Below are 22,123 nucleotides of genomic sequence, written 5' to 3'. Positions count from 1 at the left end.
CCAAATAACTACATTTCCTATCCGCTTCTCTTTTCACATTAAACTACAAATCATTATTTACCATATTGCCCTAAGTTACGGAAACAATTATACTAGATGTAATCAGAATAAATAATCTGAATATTCTTAGAATTAAAGATAAAATCTTTACTGCCCTCAATTAGATGGATACATTCTATTTTCCGCTAAATAGATTAGAAAACGATAATAACACATTAGGAGGATTACGATGCACCAGCTTGATTCATTACATCCCATTATAGAAAAAATAATTAACAATATTGAAAAGTTAATGGTCGGAAAGCGAAAAGAAACACTATTAGCTTTAACAGCTCTCTTAGCTGAAGGTCATGTACTATTAGAAGATGTTCCTGGCGTTGGGAAAACGATGTTAGTACGTGCTCTTTCTAAATCTATTGATGCTGATTACAAACGTATTCAATTTACACCTGATTTACTTCCATCAGATGTAACAGGTGTTTCTATTTACAATCCGAAAGAGCTCCAATTTGAGTTCAAGCCTGGACCAATCATGGGGAATTTTATACTTGCTGATGAAATTAATCGTACATCTCCCAAAACACAATCCGCCTTACTTGAAAGTATGGAAGAAGGCAATATTACAATTGATGGTATGACAAGACCGTTACCCAAGCCATTCTTTGTAATGGCTACACAAAATCCTGTTGAATATGAGGGAACATATCCTTTACCAGAAGCACAGCTCGATCGTTTCTTGTTGAAACTAAAAATGGGATATCCTACACAAGAAGAAGAATTTGAAATTTTAAACCGGATGGAAAAAACAACCCCCCTCTCCCATTTACAAGCTATTACTACAATAGAAGAATTACTTTATTTACAGCAAAGCGTACGGGAAATAAGCGTGGACAAAGCGATTAAGCATTACATTGTAAAGCTTGTTAGTCAAACTCGGTCTTATAGTTCTATACAACTAGGTGCAAGTCCGCGTGGCTCGATTGCTTTAATGAAAGCTTCACAAGCTTATGCATTTATCCATGGCAGAAATTATGTTATTCCAGACGATGTTAAATTTTTAGCTCCTTACGTGTTGGCTCACAGACTCATTTTAAAAATGGAAGCAAAATTTGAAGGAATAACAGGAGAACAAGTTATCGCAAAAATCGTTGCACGAACTACCGTGCCTACCCAAAGGAAGATGAACCTTTGATGAAAAGGATTCTACGAGTACTCTATCATTTTACTAAGTTATCATTCATTCCGTTATGCCTAGTCTTAACATTTTTATACGCTATGCTTCAAGGAGGATTTGTAAGTTGGTTTTTGTTTTACAGTACAATTCCTATTGGCCTTTATTCACTATTACTCCCCTTCTATGCTTTGCGGAACGCTGAAGTAATACGAATAACAAATCAAGACGAATATGCAGCAGGAGAACCTTTTTTAAGCACCATTACAATAAAAAGAAGATTTCCTTTTCCATTACTTTACTTAATTATAGAAGATGAATTACCATCACAATTTACAAAGTGTAAACAAACGAAGATGAATAAAGTAATACTTTTTCCAGGATTGAAGCGAAATATTTCGTTTCAATATGCAATCGACACAATCCCTAGAGGAGAGCATACTTTTTCAAGCGTACGTGTCAAAACTGGCGATTTATTCGGTATGATGGAGAAAGAAGTAATTTTTTCAGTTCCAGATACATTTTTAGTCTACCCTCAGTATGTAGATATAACATATCGACAAATAGAAAATCATTTCGAACAAGGAGCACTTTCAGCAAATATAAATTTAGTAAAAGACTCTACCATTTCTGTCGGTGTGAGAGACTATAAACCTGGTGACCGCTTTTCATGGATTGATTGGAAAGCAACTGCACGAACAAACAACATTATGACAAAAGAGTTTGAACAACAGCGCAGCCATAATATTATGATATTCATGGACAGAACCCCATCCCCTCTATTCGAATCAGTCGTCACATTTACTGCCTCTATTGTCAGATCTGTTTTGAAGCAAAATTTACCGGCGTCATTCGTATCTGTCGGAAAAGAACGAACCTTTTTCCCTTTAGACAATGGAGATAGTCAGTTACATCAAATCTTTTGTCATTTAGCGAAAGTACAAGCGGACAGTGTATTCCCGCTCTCCCGAAGTGTAGAAATGGAATTAAGAAAAGTTTATGAGCCCGTAACGATTATACTCGTGACAAGTGATCTTTCTCCCGATATTCAAAAGGCAGCTGACTATGCTGCTATAAAAAATAGAAAATTAATGGTGTTTGTCGTAAAAGAAAAAGCAAATCAACTATCACATCGAGAACTTAGTATTCTAGAAACTCTACAAAAACGAAAAATATTTGTAAATGTGGTTTATGGAAACCAGTATACAAACGTGTTTTTTGAGGTGAGCAAATGATAACATTACAGACAAAAAAACAATGGGATATGACTAGATTTTTCATGCATGCATGTGCATTTCTACTTTTACTAGAATGGCTAAGGCCCCTCATCGGTATTACAAACGTAGGTAGATTAGATATTTTTGTAATATTTATAGGGATTTGCTTCACTCTCTCTTTTTTTCAAACAAAGTGGCAGATTCTAATAAAAGTCTTCACGATTTTATTCACCATTCATTTCTTATACTATAAAAATGCTTTTTTAAATCCATCTTGGTTAACAAAATTTTTTAATGATATTTCTCAAAATTCCTCTCTGTTATTTCAAGGGAATTTGCTAGATATTTCTCCAGTTTTTCCAACACTTTTATTTTTTTTATCATTTTGGTTTTTGAGTGCTTTCATCTCTTTTTGGATGATTCATAAAAAACGTGGGTTGTTATTTCTTATATTGACTATTATTTATATCACCGTTTTTCATAACTTACATGTATACAATGCAAACTACGCTATTATTCGTACTGTTGTCATTGGCTTTTTTATGCTTAGTCTTCTTCGCATAGAACGAATAAAAGAGAGTGAACACTTACAAAATTATGCTAGAGAAATCTCAAAATTACTTAGACCTCTTACAATATTTATTGTATTGTCAGCAACCATCGCATACTTCGCTCCAAAATTTGGTCCTCAATGGCCCAACCCAATGGATTTTTTAAAATTCAACACATCCGAAGCAAGTAAACAGCAAGAAGTTTCTAAAATTGGGTATGGTTTAGATGACTCACGATTAGGTGGTCCTTTTAAAGCAGATCCTACAATTGTTTTTACAGCCGCAACGCAAAACAAACAATAATGGAGAGTAGAAACGAAAGATTTTTATACCGGAAAAGGATGGGAATTTTCTGAAAATCAAAAGAAGATTTCTTTTAAAAATAAAAATGACGTGGTGAGTTGGTACGAACAAAATACAAAAACGGAGACAACTAAGGCAACAATCACCATGCAAAAAAGTTATCCTCACCTTACCTATCCAGCAGGGTTAATATCAGTTGAGGCTTCTTCTGATATATCATACAGCGTTGACCCATTTTCTGAAAAAATCTATACGATGGACGGAAACTCTTCCACTACTTTACATTCATATAAAGTAACGTATGAGGTCCCGGAGTTTTCCATAGAAAACTTAAAAGCTGTAAAAACGAATGAAGGTCAGGAAACAAATCCTTATTTCATAACAAAGTACACGCAACTTCCAGAAGCATTACCGCAGCGAGTAAAAGACTTAGCTAGTAGTCTAACAAAGGATAAAGACACCCGATACGATAAAGTATTAGCTATTGAAAACTATTTCACCGACCATTCTTTTGTATATGAAACAACGAATGTCTCATTCCCTGCCAAAAACCAAGATTATGTAGATCAATTTCTTTTCGATACAAAAAGTGGCTACTGTAATAATTTTTCGACATCTATGATCGTGTTACTTCGTTCTGCCGGGATTCCAGCTCGCTGGGTAAAAGGTTATACAGAAGGAACTCTTGACAATACGCTGGTGGGTGCTGAAGGTGAGGATGTTTATAAAGTCGCGAACGATAACGCACACTCTTGGGTCGAAGTATATTTCCCAGAATACGGATGGATTCCATTCGAACCGACAAAAGGATTTACGAATCCCTATAATTTTATAAATAATACTCCTGCTCCTACTTTACAAAATAGCGAAGAAACTTCTCAAAACGCGCAAATGCACGAAAGAAACAATGAAGCAAAGCTTAAAAGTTTAATAGAAGATACTGAAGAAACTCCTACTAAAAAAATTACAAATGCTAAAAATAAATTTTCTTGGTGGTACGTATTCCTTTCTACGATACCAATTAGTATCATCGGCTACACTCTCTTCGCTACTAGAATGAAATGGATTACATTTTTTATCATTCTTTTCTATAAATATCGAAAAGATGATGCTGTTTATACAAAAGCTTACGATTCTCTCCTAAAACAATTTGCACGAATTGGTATACGACGAGACGAGAGTCAAACATTCCGAGAATATGCTCTCCATGTTGATACACTTTACAACTCGACGGATATGCAACAACTTACTTTCAATTATGAGAGTGCTATATATCAAAAAGGACAAGCCGCAGCAGAATGGAAAAAATCCGTACACTTATGGGAAGTACTTATGAAAAAAGCAACTTCTCCGCCTAAATCAAATGACTTCCATTCAGCCATTTAATCTTGGTAATGTGAATGTAAAGAAAACGCCTCAAAGAACAAAGTAGTTCTTTGAGGCATTTTTTAATTAAGTGAAACTCCTAGTTATTCCCCAAGTACCTTCTCAATCTCAACCTCTAAATCAACCGGCTTCGTTTGCGGCGCAAAACGCCCTACTACTTTTCCGTCTTTTCCAATTAGAAATTTTGTAAAGTTCCATTTTACTGCTTTCATACCGAGTAAACCTGGTGCTTGTTCTGTCATGTATGTATACAGCGGATGAGCTTTATCACCTTTCACATCAATTTTTGCAAACATCGGGAAATTCACACCATAGTTTAACTCACAAAAACTAGTAATATCTGCTTCTGTACCTGGTTCTTGTCCTCCGAATTGGTTACAAGGGAAACCGAGTATTTCTAGCCCTTGTTCTTTATATTTATCATATACTTCTTGTAATCCTTTATACTGTGGTGTAAACCCGCATTTACTAGCTACATTTACAATAAGAAGCGCTTTTCCTTCGTAATCTTTTAACGATTTTTCTTCCCCTGTTATCGTTTTAGCTGAAAAATCATAAACTGTCATTATCCTTGCCCCTCTCTTCACTATCATTCTATGTTTATACTATACTACATTCGTGAATATACAGCTCTTATTACGTATTTTCTTCCCACGATTGTAAACGCTTTATTTTCGTTCGAAAATTCGACACAAATTACTAGACTTTTATGATGGAAAGTTTTACAATTAAATTGTGAACAAAATGTGACAGTTTATATTCTATTATTATAGAAAAGGATGGTGTTCAATATGAAAACTGCACAACATGAAACGATTTCAAATCGCGAGTTTTATTTCGTACTATATATGATGTTATTGTATGTGATTGGCTGGGTAATCGATGTAAATGGTTTATTCTTAAGCTCCTACTTTAATTTAGCAGGAGAGATTATGCTTCCATTAGTTGGCGGCATTGTTGGACTATTCGTTATGTCTATTAATAAACAACAAAGACAATAAGAACATTACAAAAAGGCAGAAGACGAAACTTTCGTTTTCTGCCTTTTTGTATTTTTAGCGTATAATAGTTACATATCGTATATAAGGAGTGGTAAAGATGAAAAAAGTAGAACAATTATCTTCTCACCTATATCTGATTGATGATTTTGATTTACAACATAATGAACGAACTGGTACGTACGTTTTATTAGGTGATGATATTACTTTAATTGAAACTTGTGCAGCCCCTTCTCTTCCGTATATTTTAGACGGCTTACAACAATTACATATTGATTTAAACGAAGTTAAAAACATTATCGTTACACATGTTCATTTAGATCACGCCGGTGCTGCTGGTTTAATGATGGAAAAATGCCCAAATGCTACTTTATACGTGCATTCTCGCGGTGCTCGTCATATGATTGATCCAACAAAACTCATTTTAGGTGCAAAAGCTGTGTACAAAGAAGATTTCGATAAACTTTTTGATCCAATTCTTCCAATTGAAGAAGAACGTGTTCATATTGTACAACATGGTGATACGTTACAAATTGCAGAAGACCGCATCCTTACATTTTATGATACACCGGGACATGCAAAGCACCATATTAGCATTCACGATTCATTAACAAACGGCATTTTTACTGGCGATACAATTGGAATTTATTATAGAGAACTTGCAGACGTTGGTGTAGAACTATATTTACCATCAACGTCCCCTTCACAATTCCAACCAGATGCGATGATTGCTTCTAAAAATCATATTCAAAGTATGAATGTAGATACTATTTATTTCGGCCATTACGGCGCATCATCCAATGTTACAGAAGTATATAAGCAACTAGAACATTGGTTACCTATTTTCGTTCATACTGGTAAAGAGGTCTTTGAAAAATATAATGATTTCGATGAGGCTACTAAAGCTTTGCAAACTGTATTAATGGATAAGGTCTCTTCTCACCTTACAAAGTTAAATGTTCCATCAGATCATTCCGTTTATAACATTTTACATCTAGATATAGAAATTAGCGCGATGGGCATTATAGATTATTTCACGAAGCAAGAAAAAGCAAACGCCACTATTAAATAACCGTAAAAGAAGAGATATACAACAGTAGTTATTGTATATCTCTTCTTTTTTTGAATATATTTTGAGTAAAGGATGGTGGAATATAATGCAAAAAGTGATGCTATACCTCTGCTTTACATTATTTATCGTCTTATTATTATTTGTCGGAGTGAAAATTCAATTTTATTTAGATACAGACGCACAAGTAAACTTTAACGTTTATCCAAGATTATTCTACTTTACACTCTTCCCTCTTATAGTCGGCATTTTATTACGATTCCTTCAATCCATTAATCGTGAAACAAGTAAACAAAACTGGCGCTTTCAACCGGATAAATTTATCGCCATTACTGTGCCTACACTATTCATTTCCTTTTCTCCAGCTCTACTCTTTTCACCAGTTGGTGCATACCTACCTTATATAACTAATATTATTCTTATCAATACAACTTTTGTTACGATAATTAGTTTAATAGCTGGCTATTCCCTTTTAGATTGTTTTATACAAAAAGATACTGCACATATGAAAAAATATAATTGAATACTTCATTAAATCTTGCCAGTCAAGGATTATATTTCCTTGGCTTGTTGTTAGAATAATTGTATTCCAGTATAATACAGTAATCGAATAAAATTCAGAGGAATGATACAATGTTTTTTCAATTTTTTCTACTAGCAGTCATTATGTCTTTTATTAGTGGTCGACTAATTGGTACAAAATTAAATTTTTTCAAACAAGCAAGTGCGGCCACTTTAGGTGTTTCACTTACGTCAGCTATGTATTGGTTTTTATATTTACGCTATCAAGATGAATCGATTGTCGGTGTTGATAGATATTTTTGGCTAGGAAGCTCATTAATTGTATCGATGCTTTGTTACCTAGTTTTTGAATTATTTGATCCTATTAAGCGTGGCGAAATGGATGACGTATTAATAGAAAGCAGAAATCCTATTTCAAAATTCTTCGCTAAGATTGGTAGACAAAAAAGATATATGCGCGTCTCTTCTATTGCAATAAAATACGGAATGGGAAAATATTTAGCTTTAAAGCGCTCACCAGAAGTAGATCGTAAGCTCGCCACTTCCCTTCGAAATACACTGGAAGAATGCGGTGGTATATTTATTAAATTCGGACAAGTTTTATCAACTCGATCTGATTTACTACCTCCAGTTTTTATTCACGAGTTATCCAACCTTCAAGAAAATGTAACACGTTTATCACAACAACAAGTTGAAGAAATATTGCAAAAGGAACTACATATACCAAAAGATGAAATTTTCAGCTCCTTTGAAATGGAACCGTTAGCTGCTGCCTCTATTGGCCAAGTACATAAAGCGAAGTTGAAAGATAACGACCAGGATGTCGTCGTTAAACTACTACGTCCTAATATTTCTGAGACAATTAAACGTGACTTAGATATTTTAATTCACTTCGCTCTATGGATTTCCAACAAATCAACTTGGGCTAAAAATATCGGATTTCTTGATTTAGCACATGGCTTCTCTATCGCAATGAAAGAAGAAATTGATTTCAAAATTGAGGCTCGTAACTTCGAACAAGTGTCAGATTCACTAAAAAATAGTGAAACGACAGTAAAAATACCGAAAGTATATCAAGAATACAGTAATTCAAAAATACTTGTGCTTGAATTTTTAGATGGAGTAAGTGTTAAAAGTGGGTCAGCATTATTAAATGAATTACAAATTGATACGAAAAAAGTACAACGACAACTCTTTGATTGTATTTTAGAACAGATTTTCTTTAAAGGTATTTTCCATGCAGACCCTCATCCAGGTAATGTGTATATTCTTCGTGATGGCACTCCTGCATTACTTGATTTTGGTTCTGTCGGACGTTTAGGAACACTACAACAAGATGCATTCAAGAGACTGCTTATCGGCTTTGAGCGCAAAAATTCATATGTCTTGCTTGATGGACTGCTTCAATTAGTTGAAAAGAAACCAAATGTTGATAAAGAAGGATTAGAACAATCTATCAGTCAATTATTAATCCAAAGTACGTACGTTTCTACAAATAGTTCTGAAGAATTCATGCAAGGGTTATTTCAAATAATCGCTGAATTTGAATTAGCATTTTATCCAATGGTTGCAGGTGCTTTCTGCTCTCTCATTACGCTAGAAGGAACGATGGTACAACTAAATCCTGAATTCAATTTAATGGATGAAGCAAAGCGCTTTGCGAGAGATCATGCAGCTAGTTTCATGCCAATTAACAATTATTCAAATCTAAAAGAAGCTGCAACAAACGAATTACTTTCTATGTTACCTGCCATGCGACGCATTCCTAGAAAACTAGATGATTTAAGTTCAAAACTAGAAAACGGAGAACTATCCGTAAAGGTCGGCTTTTTCTCTGACGAAACAAATGCATCATTTATTACTACATTCATCTCACAATTCCTCATTGCATTTATTGGAACTGCATTTGGTGGGATTTCAGTAGGCGTATTGCATTTAGCAAACAATGCGAAAGAACCAAATGATCAATTTTTAAGTGTCGTTGGTTACTGTGGTTTATTTATAAGCGCGATATTGCTTGTAAGAGTAGCTATTCATGCAGTAAGGAAATTTAAGTAATATTAAAACGAGTATGAAATCACGTATATTTTATACTCGTTTTTTATAGTGTATATAGTCAATTTGTACTAGGAAATTTATGTTAAACTAAAGAAAATCACGTACTAAGTCAAATTACATTTCAATCAAGGGAGAATTATTATGTATAGACTTTTTGGATTCTCGTGTCTAATGTTTCTCGCAAGTATATGTTCTTTCTTTATTCTAAGAGGACCTCATACAAATTTAACCTTAATTATTACGATTCTAGGTATACTTTCATTACTAGGTATTATTTTTGCAATCGCATCAAAAAATTGGTTATTCAGAATAGTTAGTACTGCATTAAATGGCGTAATATTAGTAGTTGTATACTTCCTATTGCTAGCAAAAGGCATAGGTGGTTAATATATTTACGTTTCAATAAGAAAAGCTCGGAGCTTAGACTCTGAGCTTTTTTACTTATCTCACCTTTTCATCTACATACTCCATAAACTGCTCCGCTTTCATAAATCTTTCTTTATATGCCTCAGGTACTTCTTCTACTTTTATTGCACCAGTTGATTTTGTTTTCACTCGTACTATTTCATGTGTCATTAAAGCTTCCATATAGCGATCAAACTCTTCTTGCGTTAATACTTCTTTACTAGATTTATGACCATTTAATTTATCAAAGTATGGTTGAAGGCCCATACTTACCGTTTTCATTTCTTCTCTTTTTTCTGGTGATAATGCATCATAATCAATATTACCGTTCGCATCTCCGTACGCAAGCTTTGCATTTGTTAATTTCTTTAGTTCTTTTGTAAACACTTCATATTCTTTTGTCCCCATTTCATCTTTCGCTTCTGATAGCTTTGCACTAAAACGCATGTACGCCTCTAATGTCATCGTTCCAGCATGTTTTTTTAAGTTTTCAAAAGACCCGTATATACCATCTGCCATAATAGATTGATACGCAAAACCAGTTGTCGGGATTAAAAAGGCCGCTGCAAGAACTCCTGCGATAAGGCGTTTTTTCACCTTACTTCCACCACGATTCATTTTTATTTGAACGATTACTTTTTCTTTTAACTCCGGCGGTGCAACAATCCCCTTCGCTTCTTCTTGTATAGATTCTCGAACCTTACAATCTAAACTCATTTCACATTCCCTACCTCTCCTAAAAAGATTTCTTCTACTTGCTCTTTTTGACGTAGTTTCTTTAAGGCCGAATGAATTCTAGATTTCACAGTACCAATTGGAATATGTAATATTTGTGCTACTTCTTCTTGTGAGTAATCGTGTAAGTATCTTAAAATAATAACTTGTTTCAATTTATACGGTAATTTATGAATAAGTTCGATTAGTTTTTGGTTTGATATTTTACTTACAACATCGTTAGAAAAATCAATTTGTACCGGTTTTCTCTGCTCTTCTGCTTTTTTTATAATTCGTAGTCGCATCCACCTCTTTCTTCTATAAGAGTGAATTTGTTTAATTACAAGTCCAATTAGCCAAGGACGAAATGGCTTCTCGCTATCATACTTACGAAGCGATTCATATAGTTGTATGTATATTTCTTGAACGACATCATCTACATCCGCTTTATCATCTATTAAAAAATGTGCTGTCTTATATACTTCGTGAATCGTTACATCATACAATTCGCTATACGCTTCTTTATTGCCTGATAAAGTTAATTGGATCAAATCTGTATACACTGTTTCTTCCCTCATATACCACCCCTCCTTTGTCTTACACTTTATATTGGCAAGTAATCTATATTTCGTTCGATTTTTTCAAAAGTTTTTATATAAATTAATATAATGATTCAATACGTTCATAAGCTTCACTTATAACCTTGCATAACTATTATATAATTTTCCAATTTCTGATAAAGATTTAAAATGATTTATATAGTCAAATTTAGGGGGATAAATAATGAAAGCTATCATTGTAACATCGTTCGGTGGTCCTGAAGTGATGAAATATACAGATGTGAATATGCCGGTTATTTCAGAAAATCAAGTTTTAATTCGCGTTGTTGCTACAAGTGTAAATTTCGCTGACATTAAATCACGTTATCGCAAAAAAGGAAATAAAGCACTACCTTTTATTCCAGGGATAGATGTCGCTGGTATAGTAGAACGTGTCGGCTCTCATGTAAAAAATATAAACCCTGGACAACGTGTCATTGCTTTTCCTCAAAATGGATCTTATGCAGAATACGTTGTTTCAAATGAAAATCTTACTTTCGTATTACCTGATGAAGTCGACTTTCAAACTGCAGCTGCTTGTCCGATTGTATCTTTTACAGGTTATAATTTACTCGCAAATGTTGCAAGGCTTCAACAAGGCGAATCAGTACTCATTCATGCGGCTGCTGGTGGAATCGGTACTACAGCTATTCAACTTGCAAAACTATTAGGGGCTGGAACAGTTATCGGTACTGTCGGAAGTGAAGCAAAAAAAGAAATTCCTTTATATGCTGGAGCTGATTATGTAATTTGTCATCAGAATGAAGATTTTGTAGAGAAAGTCAATGAGCTGACAAACGGTGAAGGGGTTGATGTAATTTTAGATTCTATTTCTGGAACTGTTTCGGAAAGAAGTTTAAAATGTCTTGCTTATTACGGTCGCCTCGTTCATTTCGGTAATGCTAGTGGTGAAATTGGCAATTTCCAAACGAAAGATTTACATGCAAGTTGCCGTTCTATACTCGGTTTTAGCTTTGGAACTACACGAAAAAAACGTCCTGAACTACTCCAAGCAACTGCAAATGAAGTATTCCGTTATTTGCGTGACGGACGTTTGCAAATAACGGCTACGAAATCTTTTCCACTCCAAGATGCAGGGAAAGCACATGAATGGGTCGAAAGTAGAAAAAGTACAGGGAAAGTAATACTAACTGTTCAGTCATCTTCCTAAAATGAATACTTGAAACCGAGGTGTCATTCATGGGATCACGAATTATGCATGCTATTATCGCTAACGGTATTGCCGAAAAACTATGTATTCAAGATAAAACTTCTTTCATACTTGGAGGTGTAGCTCCTGATGCAGTTCATTCAACAGAAGAAAAAGGAACTTCACATTTTTACGCTGGCACAACGAAAAATTATACGAGAAGGATAGCTTTCAATTCTTTTTTTCAAAAATATAAAGCTCAAATGGATTCCCCTTTTCTCTTAGGCTATTACACTCACCTCATTGCCGATGATAATTGGCTAAGTGGATTTTTTCTACCTTGGCTAAAAAATAGAATAGAAAATGACGAGACGATCGCACCCCTGTACTATAACGATTTTAAATTGTTAAATGCAAAGTTGCTTCATCATTACGATAAAGAACAACAGCTCTTCTCGCTTCTCAATCAAGATGCTCACATTGTCGATATTGAAGAGGTTTCTAAAGAAAATGTTTTAGAATTTCGAAAATATCTTTTTGAAGATATGTTGTATCCAGAGCAACATTTGCATAAAGACTTACAGGTGTTTACGTTTAATCAAATCATTGGTTATATTGAGACAGCTATTGAAAAAGGCGTATTTTATATTAATCAACTCTCTAATGAAAAATCCACTTCAAATATGTAATCCCCCTCAATATATTTGAGGGGGGATTTTCACATAACAATATTATTATTGGTTCTTTTCCATAACCGCAAAATAATTCCCTTCACTATCAGCAAAGTTAAAAACTTTACCAGAAGGCATAGTTACCATTTCTCCAACAGTAACATTTTTATTTGTTAAATCTGTATATAATTGATCAAGATTTTCTGAGAAGAACATTAAAGATGGTGTACCAAGATTCAATTCTGGGCTCATTTTAGAAATCACTTCTTTATTATGTAGTATAATGCTCGTTTCAGCACCGTTAGTCGGAGCGATTTCAATCCATCTCATTCCTTGCTTGTTATCTTCCTCTGCTACTACATGAAACCCTACCTTTTCCGTCCAAAAATTGACTGCCTCATCTTGATTGTTTACATACAGCATAATTTGTCCGACCTTATGAATCATTTCATTTCCCCCTAATGTTTTTTATATTCTAAGTAGGTTTCTACATGTACTATCATTATTCCTTTTGAGTTGGTATGTACTTCTTTGCAAAATTTATCGACTGACTCATCCCATCTAGTTCGTCAAAATAATCATTTCTTTCGATCATGTTATATCCATTGAAGCCAATTTAATATTCGACTTTTTTTATATTATTTCCTCGTATAAACCAAATAAATAAACTACCTTTTTTCGATACCCCCAGTAGAAGCATATAAAAAAGCACTAATACAATTCCCATTATCACTTGATTACAAACAAAAAAGACGTAACTACAAATAGTTACGCCTTCCCCATCATTTATCTAGGCTTTTTCTTCCCTGTAAACGCTGGTTTCTTTTTCTTTGGTGCTTTCGGTTTCGTTTCTACAAATGATCCTTTGAACATTTCTTGCTTCGTAAATACGATACCTAGTTTTTTCGCAAATTGCAGTAATTTACGCTCTTCTTGTGGTGTTACAAGAGATACAACAGTTCCTTCTTTACCCATACGTCCAGTACGTCCTGAGCGGTGAATATATTGGTCTACTGTGTCTGGTAACTCTAAATGAATTACATGTGTTAAGTCGTCAATATCGATACCGCGTGCTGCAATATCAGTAGCAAGTAGAATTTCTAATTTCCCGCCGCGGAATGCACGCATCGTTGCTTCACGTTCTTGCTTACTTGCTTCTGCATGAAGAGCTGCTGCTTTCATTTTACGGAATTTCAATTTCTCAGTAATTTCATCTAAACGGAATGGGTCGTTTAAGAACGCAACTGCTTTTACATCGCCCATATGCATAATTCTTCTTACGTAATCATTTTTTTCGCGTCGCTCACAAATAATATACGTATGCTCAACTAAGCTTTTTGATTCTGCACGTGTTACACGTACTAATTGTGGTTCAACTGCTAAATCACGTGCCGCATCTTCTGCAGCTTTTGTCATTGTAGCCGAGAAAAATACTAATTGACGATCGCGCATCGTAGATTTAATTACATCTTGCACTGCGCCCATCATTTTTTGTTTTACAATTTGATCAAATTCATCAAATACAATTGTTTTTACTTCATGCATTTTTAGCTTTTTCATACGAATTAATTCTAAAATACGTCCTGGTGAACCGACAATTACTCTTGGGTGTTTCTTTAATTTTTCAACTTGGCGCTTAATATCTGCACCACCAATTAAAGATGCACCTGAAATTTCAGTTCCTGCTGTAAACTTTTGAACCTCTTCATGAATTTGCATGACAAGTTCACGTGTTGGCGCTAAAACAACAACTTGTGGCTGTTTTACTTCAGGATTAATTTTATGTAAAAGGGGTAATAAGTACGCTAATGTTTTTCCTGTTCCAGTTGGAGATTCAGCTATAACGTCTTGTCCTTCTAAAATAGTTGGAATCGCTTGTTTTTGAATTTCAGTTAACTCTTTAAAACCAGCCTTCTCCCAAGCTTGTTGTAAAAATGGTTGCATATCTTTTATCATTTGTTTTTCTCCTTTATCTCTATTTTTGAAGAAAATGCTGTATTGTTCGCACCGTTTCTATCATGTGTGAAATAACAGCTATTAAATCATCAACATGGTCTTCTGTAATCGCTTTTTGAAATAGAACCTCTACCTTATTATGATATGAAATCGCTTGCTTATTATATTCGTATGAAAGTTTTTGCGTAATCATTCTTTCTTTTCCCCATATAGAATGCATGAAAGTTTCAATTTCACCGCACACTACTTCTGGTTTTTCAATCGGGAATGAAAATGCTAACTTCATTTCGCATCCTGGTGTAAATTGTGGTACTTCTAATATTTCACCAGACAAGTTCTTTGCATCCACAGATAATGAAAATGTTGCTTCTACTAACGGTTCAAACGGTTCTGTTAATTGAAATGAGATATGATATATACGACTTAATGAAGCAAGATCCATCATATCTTTTCGATCTGTTACAAGAATATCTCCATGTAGATCAAAATCATACACAGCACCTTCTACGATTACTTTTAAATTGTCAAAAGCAGTTGGATCAAACATAATTTCCTCCAAAAAACAGGCGCCTTTCGATGGAAAGGCGCCACTTGATGTATATATAGTTTACAGATAAACGAGATGAATTACAACCTTTTAGAATAAACCTACTGCTTTTCCATCTTCATTTACATCCATTTGAAGTGCTGCTGGTTGTTTTGGAAGACCTGGCATTGTTAACATTGTACCTGTTAACGCAACGATAAAGCCTGCACCGATAGATGATTTTAACTCACGAATTGTAACGATAAAGTCAGATGGACGACCTAATTTCGTTGCATCGTCAGAAAGAGAGTATTGTGTTTTCGCCATACAAACTGGTAGGTTACTCCAACCTTCTCCTTCATATTGAGCTAATTGCTTACGTGCTTTCGGAGCAAATTCAATGTCTTTTGCGCCATACACTTTTTGAGCAATTGTACGAATTTTCTCTTCTAATGGTAATTCTAATTCATAAAGTGGTGCGTAGTTGTTTTCACCTTTTTCAATTTCTTTTAACACTTTTTCAGCAAGGTCAACTCCGCCTTGGCCACCTTTCTCCCAAACTTCTGTTAAGGATACCGCATAGCCACGCTCATTACACCATTCTTGTAAGTATGCAACTTCTGCATCTGTATCTGTAATGAATTTATTAATTGCAATTACGAAAGGCACACCGAAGCTTTGAATTGTTTCAACGTGCTTCTGTAAGTTTTCCATACCTTTTGCTAATGCATCTACATTTTCTTCTTTTAATTGATCTTTTGCTACGCCGCCATGCATTTTAAGCGCACGAATCGTCGCAACAATAACAACTGCTTCTGGTTTAATACCAGCTGCACGAGCTTTAATATCTAAAAACTTCTCTGCACCTAAATCAGCACCAAATCCAGCTTCTGTAATAACATAATCACCTAATTTTGCTGCCATTGTTGTAGCGATAACACTGTTACAACCGTGAGCGATATTCGCAAATGGTCCGCCGTGAATGATAGCTGGTGTATTTTCTAGCGTTTGTACTAAGTTTGGTTTTAATGCGTCTTTTAATAATAATGTTAACGCACCTTCTACGCCTAAATCTTTAACCGTTACAGGTTGATTTGCAAAATTATAAGCAACTACGATGCGTGATAGACGTGCTTTTAAATCTTGAATATCTGTCGCAAGGCAGAATACGGCCATAATTTCAGATGCTACTGTAATATCAAAACCATCTTCACGTGGTACACCTTGAACGGGTCCACCAAGACCAATTACTACGTTACGTAGGGCACGATCATTCAAGTCAACACAGCGTTTCCAAACGATTTTACGCGTATCAATTCCAAGTGTATTTCCTTGTTGGATATGATTATCAATAAACGCCGCTAACGCGTTATTAGCAGTTGTGATCGCATGGATATCTCCAGTAAAGTGAAGATTAATGTCTTCCATAGGTACAACCTGTGAAAAACCACCACCTGCTGCTCCGCCTTTTAGTCCCATCGTTGGCCCAAGAGATGGTTCGCGAAGTGCAATTACTGTTTTCTTACCAATTTTATTAAAAGCTTGACCTAAACCAACTGTTACTGTTGATTTACCTTCTCCAGCTGGAGTTGGGTTAATCGCTGTTACTAAAACAACTTTACCGTCTTTCTCATTCTGTAAGCGCTTAAAAATATCAAGAGATAACTTACCTTTATAATGCCCGTATGGCTCTAATTCATCTTCTAAAATATTTAAATCAGCTGCAATTTCTTGAATCTTCTTCATACTCGCTTCTTGTGCGATTTCAATGTCGGATTTAACTGTTGTAGTAGTTGTCATATACCCTAGTCCCCCTTTAATTGGTTCTGATGATATTGTATCAGTTTTTTGTATTTTCTGCACTTATTTACCTCCTAAAAATTCTTTCATTTCTTTATGCGCTTTTTAACATAAATACCCATAAAAATGTTAACGATTGTTGTAACTCTGTAGATAGTTGACCTAACATCTTCTCATTTACTCCGCGCTTATATACACCGATACCATCTACAACTTTAAAACCTTGTTCTTGCGCTAACTGTTCAAATTCCCAAGGCATCATCGTATTACAAACAACATCCTTGCCATATAAACGAGGATAACTGTTCTCTCGCGGCTTTGCTGTCGGTCCTAAAATTGCAATACATGCATATCCATCCCTTTTTAGAACACGCTTTATCTCATTTAATGCTCGTAATGGCTCCTCGGTCCATTCTAAAGAATTAATTGCCATAATTGCTTCGAATTGTTCATTTTCAAATGGTAAGGAAGAAAGATCTCCTTTTATAAAGGATAAATCCGGGCCCTCTCCACGCTCCTTCCCTTTTTGAATCATCACTTCTGATAAATCCACTCCAACTGCTTTATAGCCCGCGCGACTTAATTGATATGTACCGTATCCATCACCACAACCAACGTCAAGCACCTTGGCTTCTTTCTTCACGTATTGTTCAAAAAATGGAATAATCGTACTCCTACTCCCACTATCCCACATCTCCTGACTATTTTGGTTCCAAAATTCTGCACTACTATCCCATTTTTTCTCTGCTGACTCATGCCAATTAAATTTTGTCATGTAATCCCCTACCTTCACGTTTTGTCACTCATTTCATTCTACATCATTTTCAAAAATCCCTGTTTTACCTTCATAAGGAGATGTACATGCTAATGAAGGAATCTTTATTCTCCAATTTTTGCTTTACTTGGGTTTAACTCATACTCATGTTCTTTCTTTTATGAAAGATACTATAGGTACACCCAATTGAAAGAGAGGGATGTACATGCGAAGAAAGAGAAATCATCATTTTAAAAGTGGTGAAAAAAACGAAGAGTATGCAGCTGAAATATCACCAGCTGGCATTCCAATTAGACATAAGCGTAAAGAAATTGCAAATGAAATAGAAGGTACAAATACCGGTGCAATGATAGGTTATGTCGCTTTATTTCTTTCGCTTTTCTCCATTGCATTTTATCCAGTTACACTCGGTTCTCTTGCGATTTTAGTCGGCTTATTAGCTGTCAATTTTGGAGCAAGAACACTTGGATATACCGCAATTGGTTTTGGTAGTTTTTCTGTTTTATTTACTTTACTTTATCCGCTTGCTTTGTCAGCTTTTTAAAAAAACACACCAAGTTATACTTGGTGTGTTCATTCGTGATACAACATAATATGACCGCATCCACAACAATGTTTCGCTGTAATTTCTTGAAACACTGGATAATTTTCTTCATCCCGATGCTCAATAAACACCTTTTCAAAACGGTACATGTTTGGCGCATATGCCCAGTCTTGTTTCGTACGTGCATATAATGTAGAAGAGAAAAACTCCTCACCGCCACAAACAATACATGTGTTCTTCATCAATACCCCTCCTATGCTTGTCTTACTTCATCTATATGAACATAAGCATAAGAAAAAGACCTTCTATTACTAGAAAGTCTTCTCTGAAACAAAAAGAAATGTACCAAACATTCCTACTCCGCTATATTCTTTCGTAACACCAGCTTCTGTTTTAAATGTTTGCTTTACAGTCATAAAGAATACACCATTTCGTGCATCTGTACTTTCAAATTTTAGTTTTTCTTTTTTACCATCTACATTTTGTGTGCATTCAAAACTACTCTCATCACATTTCAATGCATACTTATCTTCTAGATACAATTTAAAATCTGATTCTTTCGGACAAGTGATAAGTAAAATTGCCACAAGAATAATACTTACAATACCCACAATTGTATAATACTTCTTCATTTGTACTCCTTTCAAAAGACAAGAAAACTTGACTGCATGCGCCAAGTTTTCTTAGTCTACAACCCATTGCCACTCTTGTTCTTTCTTATCAAAAATAAGCCAACCAGTCTCTGTTGCTTCTTCTTTCAATTCATCGATATTATCTAGTACCTCATCCGTACTTTCATACGAACCCACTACATATACCGGAATTTCGAGACCCCTTCTTGACTCAATTTTCCCTGCCAGATCAATATAAAGACCATCTTCCATTAATGGAATAAGCCCCATAATCACTTCTTTAGAAATTGCTGGGAAAATTTTTGATTTTTGGAAGAAAGAAAAACGTTTCTTACCGAAAGCACCGAGTTTATAAGGAATAACTTTACTTAACATTCCTACAAAATCAGCAATTCTACGATAATACACTTTGTTGTACCATCCGTCATCATGTGAAAAATAAACAAATCTATTTTTCAATAGCGGAAAGAACGTTCTTGCAAGTGGTTCTTTTTTGTGAGCCAAATATAAAAGCTCTGCAATTTCTTTTGGCTCTAGTTCATCTAAATCGCTTGCATCATCAAAATCTACCCAACAAAATTCATCAAATTCATCAATCTCTGCTTGAATTAACTTATGTATATTTTCTTCCTCAACATATTCAAATAAAGTATGATAATGAAAATCTGTCCATTCAAAGTTATGCTTCAAAAGCAACACTTGATGAAGCGGTGAAGGGATGTTACTTGCAAACTCTTTAAACGTAATTCCTGATGTAATAAAACAATGACCCCGACGATTACCATTAATATATATCATATTCTTTACTTGGTCAGATCCTCCAGACAAAGCACCTAGCCACCTTCGTTTTATATGTTTCAATTCTATAGCATATTTTAACATGAAAAATTTTAGAAACATAGAAAAAACTTCAAAAACTATTTACAATTTCATGTGTTTTATTACATAGTGATTACAAGAAAAAACACCTGCTCATAAGCAGGCGTTTTTAAAGGATTTCATCTGGGTTTTGAGGATGATGATTTCCCTCTTTCTTTTCATCTTTTTGGAACATCGATTGAATTTTATCAATTGTTTGTGGAGCTAATTCAATCATTTTTTCTGCTAAATGTGTCGCATTTTGTAAATGAAGAATATTTACTCCATCTTTATTCACCACAAGAAATGCTACTGGTGTAATAGAAACACCACCCGCGCTACCGCCACCAAATGCAGGGTTACCGTTCGCTCTTTGTCCATCATTCGTTTGGAAATCAGAACCTCCTGCTCCAAACCCGAACGCTACTTTAGAAACAGTTAACACTACACCACCGTCAGCCGTTTGAACAGGCTCTCCAACAATCGTATTTACATCGACCATTTCTTTTAAATTTTCCATTGCCGCTTTCATTAATCCTTGAATTGGATGATCCACCGTTCATAACCTCCTTTGTCATATCTTTCCTAGTTTTTCCGAAAGTTTGTGAACTAAACATAAAATTTTATATTGCTTTCAAAAAACTTAAGTTGTAATATTTAGAAAAATAAAAAAGAGGTCGACCTACTAATCACTTTAATCACCTTACATAATTAAATTTTCTTTTAGAAGTTAAAATACTCTCCTATAAATTATTACTTTTTTACCACCAAAACTTACAATACGCACTTTCTTTATGCCTTACGTTTCGATATACCTTTTTTATTTTTCCTTTGATATCTTGGAGTTTCTCTTTTATGTTGCTCCCACGTTTTATTAAATGACTGAAATTTAAACTTGCAATATGCTAATAGCTGAAATCCTGCTGCTGCGATGGCTATCGTATACAGTGAACTCCCCCCCACTTAGTATCTCTTATGAGCATACCCCTAAGTGGGAGCTTCTCGGTTCATCGCTACTTTTGATAGCTAACAAATTTGTCCTAGGACAGCCGAGCTAACTCCCTTGTTCCAAAGGTTATTTTGTTACTATTTATGCCAACGCTAGTAAGCGTATGGCTTCTTTTTTGATATTGATAGCTGCGTTATAATCACGGCCGATTGTGAGTCCACACGAACACGCATACATGCGTTCACATAATGGCATTTCTTTTTTATTTCTACAACGACTACACATCTTTGTAGAAGGAAACCATTTATCTATTTTTACAAGCTGTTTTCCTTGTTCTTGCAGCTTATATTCTAAAAATGTCGTGAACATCCTCCAACCGTTGTCCGCTACACTTTTACCAAAGCGAAGTGCTCGTGACATTCCTTTCATATGTAAGTCTCCAATTGCTACAACGTCAAAATTCGTAGCTAATTCTTTAGACTTGTGATGAAGAAAATTTTTACGTTGATTGGCGACCTTTTCATGCAACTTCGCTACACGAATACGTTGTTTATTCCAGCGCACTGAACCTTTCACACGCCTTGCTAATACTCGTTGTGCCTTCGCTAATTTGTCTAATATCTGATGATAAAAGCGAGGATAATTGGCTTTCTCATCTTCGCTACTCACGTACAATTCAGCCATTGCGAAGTCTAATCCAACTACACGTTCTACTTCTTTTGGAGTGATTTCTTTTTCATATTCGGTCAAAATAGACACGTAATACTTACCAGTTGGTGTCATCGAAATCGTACATGATTTGATGATATGATTTGGTGGGATCTCTCTATGTTGCTTCAGTTTCACCATTTTCAATTTTGGTAATTTGATATAACCATGAAATAACATAATATTTCCGTTTACTCGATTCGTTGTATAGGATTTTCTACTCTTTTTATTTTTGAATGTAGGAAACTCACTTTGACCACAAAAAAAATTCTTATACGCAGTTTGCAAGTTTAATTGAGCGTTGGCCAATGCCAATGAATCAATTTCTTTCAACCATTCATACTCCACTTTATATTTCGCAGGAGTAGGGAATTTTTGTTTCTTCAGCTCTTCCTTGTTCGCTTTGTGTTTTTCATATATTTCTTTCCGTTCAGCCAGCATTTTATTATACACAAAACGTACACATCCGAACGTTTTACATATGAGATGTGCTTGTTCTTCTGTTGGATACAGACGAAATTTATACGCCTTATTCTGCTTTGGCATATCCATTCACCTCAT

Annotated in this window: 23 protein-coding genes and 2 pseudogenes; 11 read left to right on the top strand and 14 right to left on the bottom strand. The window is 34.9% G+C overall.

Annotated features, from left to right (window positions below; genetic code table 11):
• Window positions 1-229 precede the first annotated feature (229 nt).
• The 3 genes and pseudogenes from PDQ68_RS01125 (at window position 230) to PDQ68_RS01115 (ending at window position 4,628) form a co-directional block, all read left to right on the top strand.
• Entirely contained in the window at window positions 230-1,192 is a 963-nt protein-coding gene (locus PDQ68_RS01125) for an AAA family ATPase (RefSeq protein ID WP_016717343.1), read from the top strand.
• Entirely contained in the window at window positions 1,192-2,406 is a 1,215-nt protein-coding gene (locus PDQ68_RS01120; RefSeq protein WP_061182768.1) for a DUF58 domain-containing protein, read from the top strand. Before PDQ68_RS01125 ends, PDQ68_RS01120 begins: the two co-directional genes overlap by 1 nt.
• A pseudogene (locus PDQ68_RS01115) lies at window positions 2,403-4,628 on the top strand (transglutaminase TgpA family protein). Before PDQ68_RS01120 ends, PDQ68_RS01115 begins: the two are co-directional and overlap by 4 nt.
• Window positions 4,629-4,711: 83 nt before the next feature.
• On the opposite strand, the gene bsaA reads toward PDQ68_RS01115, so the two are convergent.
• Window positions 4,712-5,194, bottom strand: coding sequence for a glutathione peroxidase (bsaA, locus tag PDQ68_RS01110; RefSeq protein WP_000219435.1), 483 nt, complete (start codon window positions 5,192-5,194; stop codon window positions 4,712-4,714).
• Between the two features lie 225 nt (window positions 5,195-5,419).
• Here bsaA and PDQ68_RS01105 point away from each other — a divergent pair, with 225 nt between their 5' ends.
• From PDQ68_RS01105 to PDQ68_RS01085, 5 genes are all read left to right on the top strand, one after another.
• Complete coding sequence (locus tag PDQ68_RS01105) at window positions 5,420-5,629, top strand: DUF3925 family protein (RefSeq protein ID WP_000844978.1); 210 nt, start codon at window positions 5,420-5,422, stop codon at window positions 5,627-5,629.
• Between the two features lie 97 nt (window positions 5,630-5,726).
• Window positions 5,727-6,698, top strand: coding sequence for an MBL fold metallo-hydrolase (locus PDQ68_RS01100; protein ID WP_061182766.1), 972 nt, complete (start codon window positions 5,727-5,729; stop codon window positions 6,696-6,698).
• A gap of 85 nt (window positions 6,699-6,783) precedes the next feature.
• Complete coding sequence (locus PDQ68_RS01095) at window positions 6,784-7,218, top strand: hypothetical protein (protein WP_001174530.1); 435 nt, start codon at window positions 6,784-6,786, stop codon at window positions 7,216-7,218.
• 110 nt (window positions 7,219-7,328) lie between these two features.
• Entirely contained in the window at window positions 7,329-9,275 is a 1,947-nt protein-coding gene (locus PDQ68_RS01090; protein WP_061182765.1) for an ABC1 kinase family protein, read from the top strand.
• 141 nt (window positions 9,276-9,416) lie between these two features.
• A complete protein-coding gene (locus PDQ68_RS01085; protein ID WP_016717338.1) occupies window positions 9,417-9,662 on the top strand; it encodes a hypothetical protein in 246 nt (81 codons plus the stop codon).
• Between the two features lie 54 nt (window positions 9,663-9,716).
• On the opposite strand, the gene PDQ68_RS01080 is transcribed toward PDQ68_RS01085, so the two are convergent.
• Both PDQ68_RS01080 and PDQ68_RS01075 read right to left on the bottom strand, forming a co-directional pair.
• Window positions 9,717-10,397 (bottom strand): DUF3600 domain-containing protein, encoded by a 681-nt coding sequence (locus tag PDQ68_RS01080; protein ID WP_000050659.1) that lies wholly within the window; start codon window positions 10,395-10,397, stop codon window positions 9,717-9,719.
• Window positions 10,394-10,972, bottom strand: a complete 579-nt coding sequence (locus PDQ68_RS01075) for a sigma-70 family RNA polymerase sigma factor (RefSeq protein WP_061182764.1) — start codon at window positions 10,970-10,972, stop codon at window positions 10,394-10,396. The genes PDQ68_RS01080 and PDQ68_RS01075 overlap by 4 nt, the downstream gene beginning before the upstream one ends.
• Window positions 10,973-11,177: 205 nt before the next feature.
• Between PDQ68_RS01075 and PDQ68_RS01070 the strand changes: the two genes are divergently transcribed.
• On the top strand, window positions 11,178-12,164 hold the full coding sequence (locus PDQ68_RS01070; RefSeq protein WP_061182763.1) for a quinone oxidoreductase family protein: 987 nt from the start codon (window positions 11,178-11,180) through the stop codon (window positions 12,162-12,164).
• 29 nt (window positions 12,165-12,193) lie between these two features.
• Window positions 12,194-12,832: a zinc dependent phospholipase C family protein gene (locus PDQ68_RS01065; RefSeq protein WP_061182762.1), complete on the top strand. Its 639-nt coding sequence runs from the start codon at window positions 12,194-12,196 to the stop codon at window positions 12,830-12,832.
• Between the two features lie 45 nt (window positions 12,833-12,877).
• Here PDQ68_RS01065 and PDQ68_RS01060 read toward each other — a convergent pair whose 3' ends face one another.
• The 6 genes and pseudogenes from PDQ68_RS01060 to PDQ68_RS01035 form a co-directional block, all read right to left on the bottom strand.
• Window positions 12,878-13,261 carry a VOC family protein gene (locus PDQ68_RS01060; protein ID WP_000581478.1) on the bottom strand — a complete coding sequence of 128 codons (384 nt, stop codon included), beginning with the start codon at window positions 13,259-13,261 and terminating at the stop codon, window positions 12,878-12,880.
• A gap of 55 nt (window positions 13,262-13,316) precedes the next feature.
• Window positions 13,317-13,430: pseudogene (locus PDQ68_RS01055) on the bottom strand (sugar phosphate isomerase/epimerase family protein); the annotation flags it as partial.
• 170 nt (window positions 13,431-13,600) lie between these two features.
• Window positions 13,601-14,770, bottom strand: coding sequence for a DEAD/DEAH box helicase (locus PDQ68_RS01050; RefSeq protein WP_000588613.1), 1,170 nt, complete (start codon window positions 14,768-14,770; stop codon window positions 13,601-13,603).
• A 19-nt stretch (window positions 14,771-14,789) separates the two neighbouring features.
• Window positions 14,790-15,317, bottom strand: a complete 528-nt coding sequence (locus PDQ68_RS01045; protein ID WP_000460210.1) for a hypothetical protein — start codon at window positions 15,315-15,317, stop codon at window positions 14,790-14,792.
• A gap of 90 nt (window positions 15,318-15,407) precedes the next feature.
• Window positions 15,408-17,096, bottom strand: coding sequence for a formate--tetrahydrofolate ligase (locus PDQ68_RS01040; protein ID WP_333724088.1), 1,689 nt, complete (start codon window positions 17,094-17,096; stop codon window positions 15,408-15,410).
• Between the two features lie 94 nt (window positions 17,097-17,190).
• Window positions 17,191-17,871 carry a class I SAM-dependent methyltransferase gene (locus PDQ68_RS01035; RefSeq protein WP_000160040.1) on the bottom strand — a complete coding sequence of 227 codons (681 nt, stop codon included), beginning with the start codon at window positions 17,869-17,871 and terminating at the stop codon, window positions 17,191-17,193.
• A 205-nt stretch (window positions 17,872-18,076) separates the two neighbouring features.
• On the opposite strand from PDQ68_RS01035, the gene PDQ68_RS01030 reads away from it, so the two are divergent.
• Entirely contained in the window at window positions 18,077-18,415 is a 339-nt protein-coding gene (locus tag PDQ68_RS01030) for a hypothetical protein (RefSeq protein WP_001253199.1), read from the top strand.
• Window positions 18,416-18,444: 29 nt separating this feature from the next.
• Here the strand turns inward: PDQ68_RS01030 and PDQ68_RS01025 are convergent, their stop codons facing one another.
• The 5 genes from PDQ68_RS01025 to PDQ68_RS01005 all read right to left on the bottom strand — a co-directional run bounded on the left by PDQ68_RS01025 (window position 18,445) and on the right by PDQ68_RS01005 (window position 22,108).
• On the bottom strand, window positions 18,445-18,657 hold the full coding sequence (locus PDQ68_RS01025) for a hypothetical protein (protein WP_000798747.1): 213 nt from the start codon (window positions 18,655-18,657) through the stop codon (window positions 18,445-18,447).
• A gap of 69 nt (window positions 18,658-18,726) precedes the next feature.
• Window positions 18,727-19,047: a hypothetical protein gene (locus PDQ68_RS01020; RefSeq protein WP_000761181.1), complete on the bottom strand. Its 321-nt coding sequence runs from the start codon at window positions 19,045-19,047 to the stop codon at window positions 18,727-18,729.
• Between the two features lie 51 nt (window positions 19,048-19,098).
• A complete protein-coding gene (locus PDQ68_RS01015) occupies window positions 19,099-19,875 on the bottom strand; it encodes an oxalate:formate antiporter (protein WP_000014090.1) in 777 nt (258 codons plus the stop codon).
• A gap of 160 nt (window positions 19,876-20,035) precedes the next feature.
• Entirely contained in the window at window positions 20,036-20,461 is a 426-nt protein-coding gene (gene ytfJ, locus PDQ68_RS01010) for a GerW family sporulation protein (protein WP_000349987.1), read from the bottom strand.
• Window positions 20,462-20,995: 534 nt separating this feature from the next.
• Window positions 20,996-22,108 carry an RNA-guided endonuclease TnpB family protein gene (locus tag PDQ68_RS01005; RefSeq protein WP_472926912.1) on the bottom strand — a complete coding sequence of 371 codons (1,113 nt, stop codon included), beginning with the start codon at window positions 22,106-22,108 and terminating at the stop codon, window positions 20,996-20,998.
• Window positions 22,109-22,123: the final 15 nt, after the last annotated feature.

It is taken from the genome of Bacillus cereus group sp. Bc010 (assembly GCF_027716745.1).
Lineage (GTDB): Bacteria > Bacillota > Bacilli > Bacillales > Bacillaceae_G > Bacillus_A > Bacillus_A pacificus.
Note: the sequence above shows the minus strand (reverse complement) of the source record. Positions and strands in the feature narration are given on the sequence as shown.

What these genes read in the sequence shown, in the direction of transcription:
- PDQ68_RS01125 (WP_016717343.1), top strand. Translation starts at nt 230, where the DNA reads ATGCACCAGCTTGATTCATTACATCCCATTATAGAAAAAATAATTAAC.
- PDQ68_RS01120 (WP_061182768.1), top strand. Translation starts at nt 1,192, where the DNA reads ATGAAAAGGATTCTACGAGTACTCTATCATTTTACTAAGTTATCATTC.
- bsaA (WP_000219435.1), bottom strand. Translation starts at nt 5,194, where the DNA reads ATGACAGTTTATGATTTTTCAGCTAAAACGATAACAGGGGAAGAAAAA.
- PDQ68_RS01105 (WP_000844978.1), top strand. Translation starts at nt 5,420, where the DNA reads ATGAAAACTGCACAACATGAAACGATTTCAAATCGCGAGTTTTATTTC.
- PDQ68_RS01100 (WP_061182766.1), top strand. Translation starts at nt 5,727, where the DNA reads ATGAAAAAAGTAGAACAATTATCTTCTCACCTATATCTGATTGATGAT.
- PDQ68_RS01095 (WP_001174530.1), top strand. Translation starts at nt 6,784, where the DNA reads ATGCAAAAAGTGATGCTATACCTCTGCTTTACATTATTTATCGTCTTA.
- PDQ68_RS01090 (WP_061182765.1), top strand. Translation starts at nt 7,329, where the DNA reads ATGTTTTTTCAATTTTTTCTACTAGCAGTCATTATGTCTTTTATTAGT.
- PDQ68_RS01085 (WP_016717338.1), top strand. Translation starts at nt 9,417, where the DNA reads ATGTATAGACTTTTTGGATTCTCGTGTCTAATGTTTCTCGCAAGTATA.
- PDQ68_RS01080 (WP_000050659.1), bottom strand. Translation starts at nt 10,397, where the DNA reads ATGAGTTTAGATTGTAAGGTTCGAGAATCTATACAAGAAGAAGCGAAG.
- PDQ68_RS01075 (WP_061182764.1), bottom strand. Translation starts at nt 10,972, where the DNA reads ATGAGGGAAGAAACAGTGTATACAGATTTGATCCAATTAACTTTATCA.
- PDQ68_RS01070 (WP_061182763.1), top strand. Translation starts at nt 11,178, where the DNA reads ATGAAAGCTATCATTGTAACATCGTTCGGTGGTCCTGAAGTGATGAAA.
- PDQ68_RS01065 (WP_061182762.1), top strand. Translation starts at nt 12,194, where the DNA reads ATGGGATCACGAATTATGCATGCTATTATCGCTAACGGTATTGCCGAA.
- PDQ68_RS01060 (WP_000581478.1), bottom strand. Translation starts at nt 13,261, where the DNA reads ATGATTCATAAGGTCGGACAAATTATGCTGTATGTAAACAATCAAGAT.
- PDQ68_RS01050 (WP_000588613.1), bottom strand. Translation starts at nt 14,770, where the DNA reads ATGATAAAAGATATGCAACCATTTTTACAACAAGCTTGGGAGAAGGCT.
- PDQ68_RS01045 (WP_000460210.1), bottom strand. Translation starts at nt 15,317, where the DNA reads ATGTTTGATCCAACTGCTTTTGACAATTTAAAAGTAATCGTAGAAGGT.
- PDQ68_RS01040 (WP_333724088.1), bottom strand. Translation starts at nt 17,096, where the DNA reads ATGACAACTACTACAACAGTTAAATCCGACATTGAAATCGCACAAGAA.
- PDQ68_RS01035 (WP_000160040.1), bottom strand. Translation starts at nt 17,871, where the DNA reads ATGACAAAATTTAATTGGCATGAGTCAGCAGAGAAAAAATGGGATAGT.
- PDQ68_RS01030 (WP_001253199.1), top strand. Translation starts at nt 18,077, where the DNA reads ATGCGAAGAAAGAGAAATCATCATTTTAAAAGTGGTGAAAAAAACGAA.
- PDQ68_RS01025 (WP_000798747.1), bottom strand. Translation starts at nt 18,657, where the DNA reads ATGAAGAACACATGTATTGTTTGTGGCGGTGAGGAGTTTTTCTCTTCT.
- PDQ68_RS01020 (WP_000761181.1), bottom strand. Translation starts at nt 19,047, where the DNA reads ATGAAGAAGTATTATACAATTGTGGGTATTGTAAGTATTATTCTTGTG.
- PDQ68_RS01005 (WP_472926912.1), bottom strand. Translation starts at nt 22,108, where the DNA reads ATGCCAAAGCAGAATAAGGCGTATAAATTTCGTCTGTATCCAACAGAA.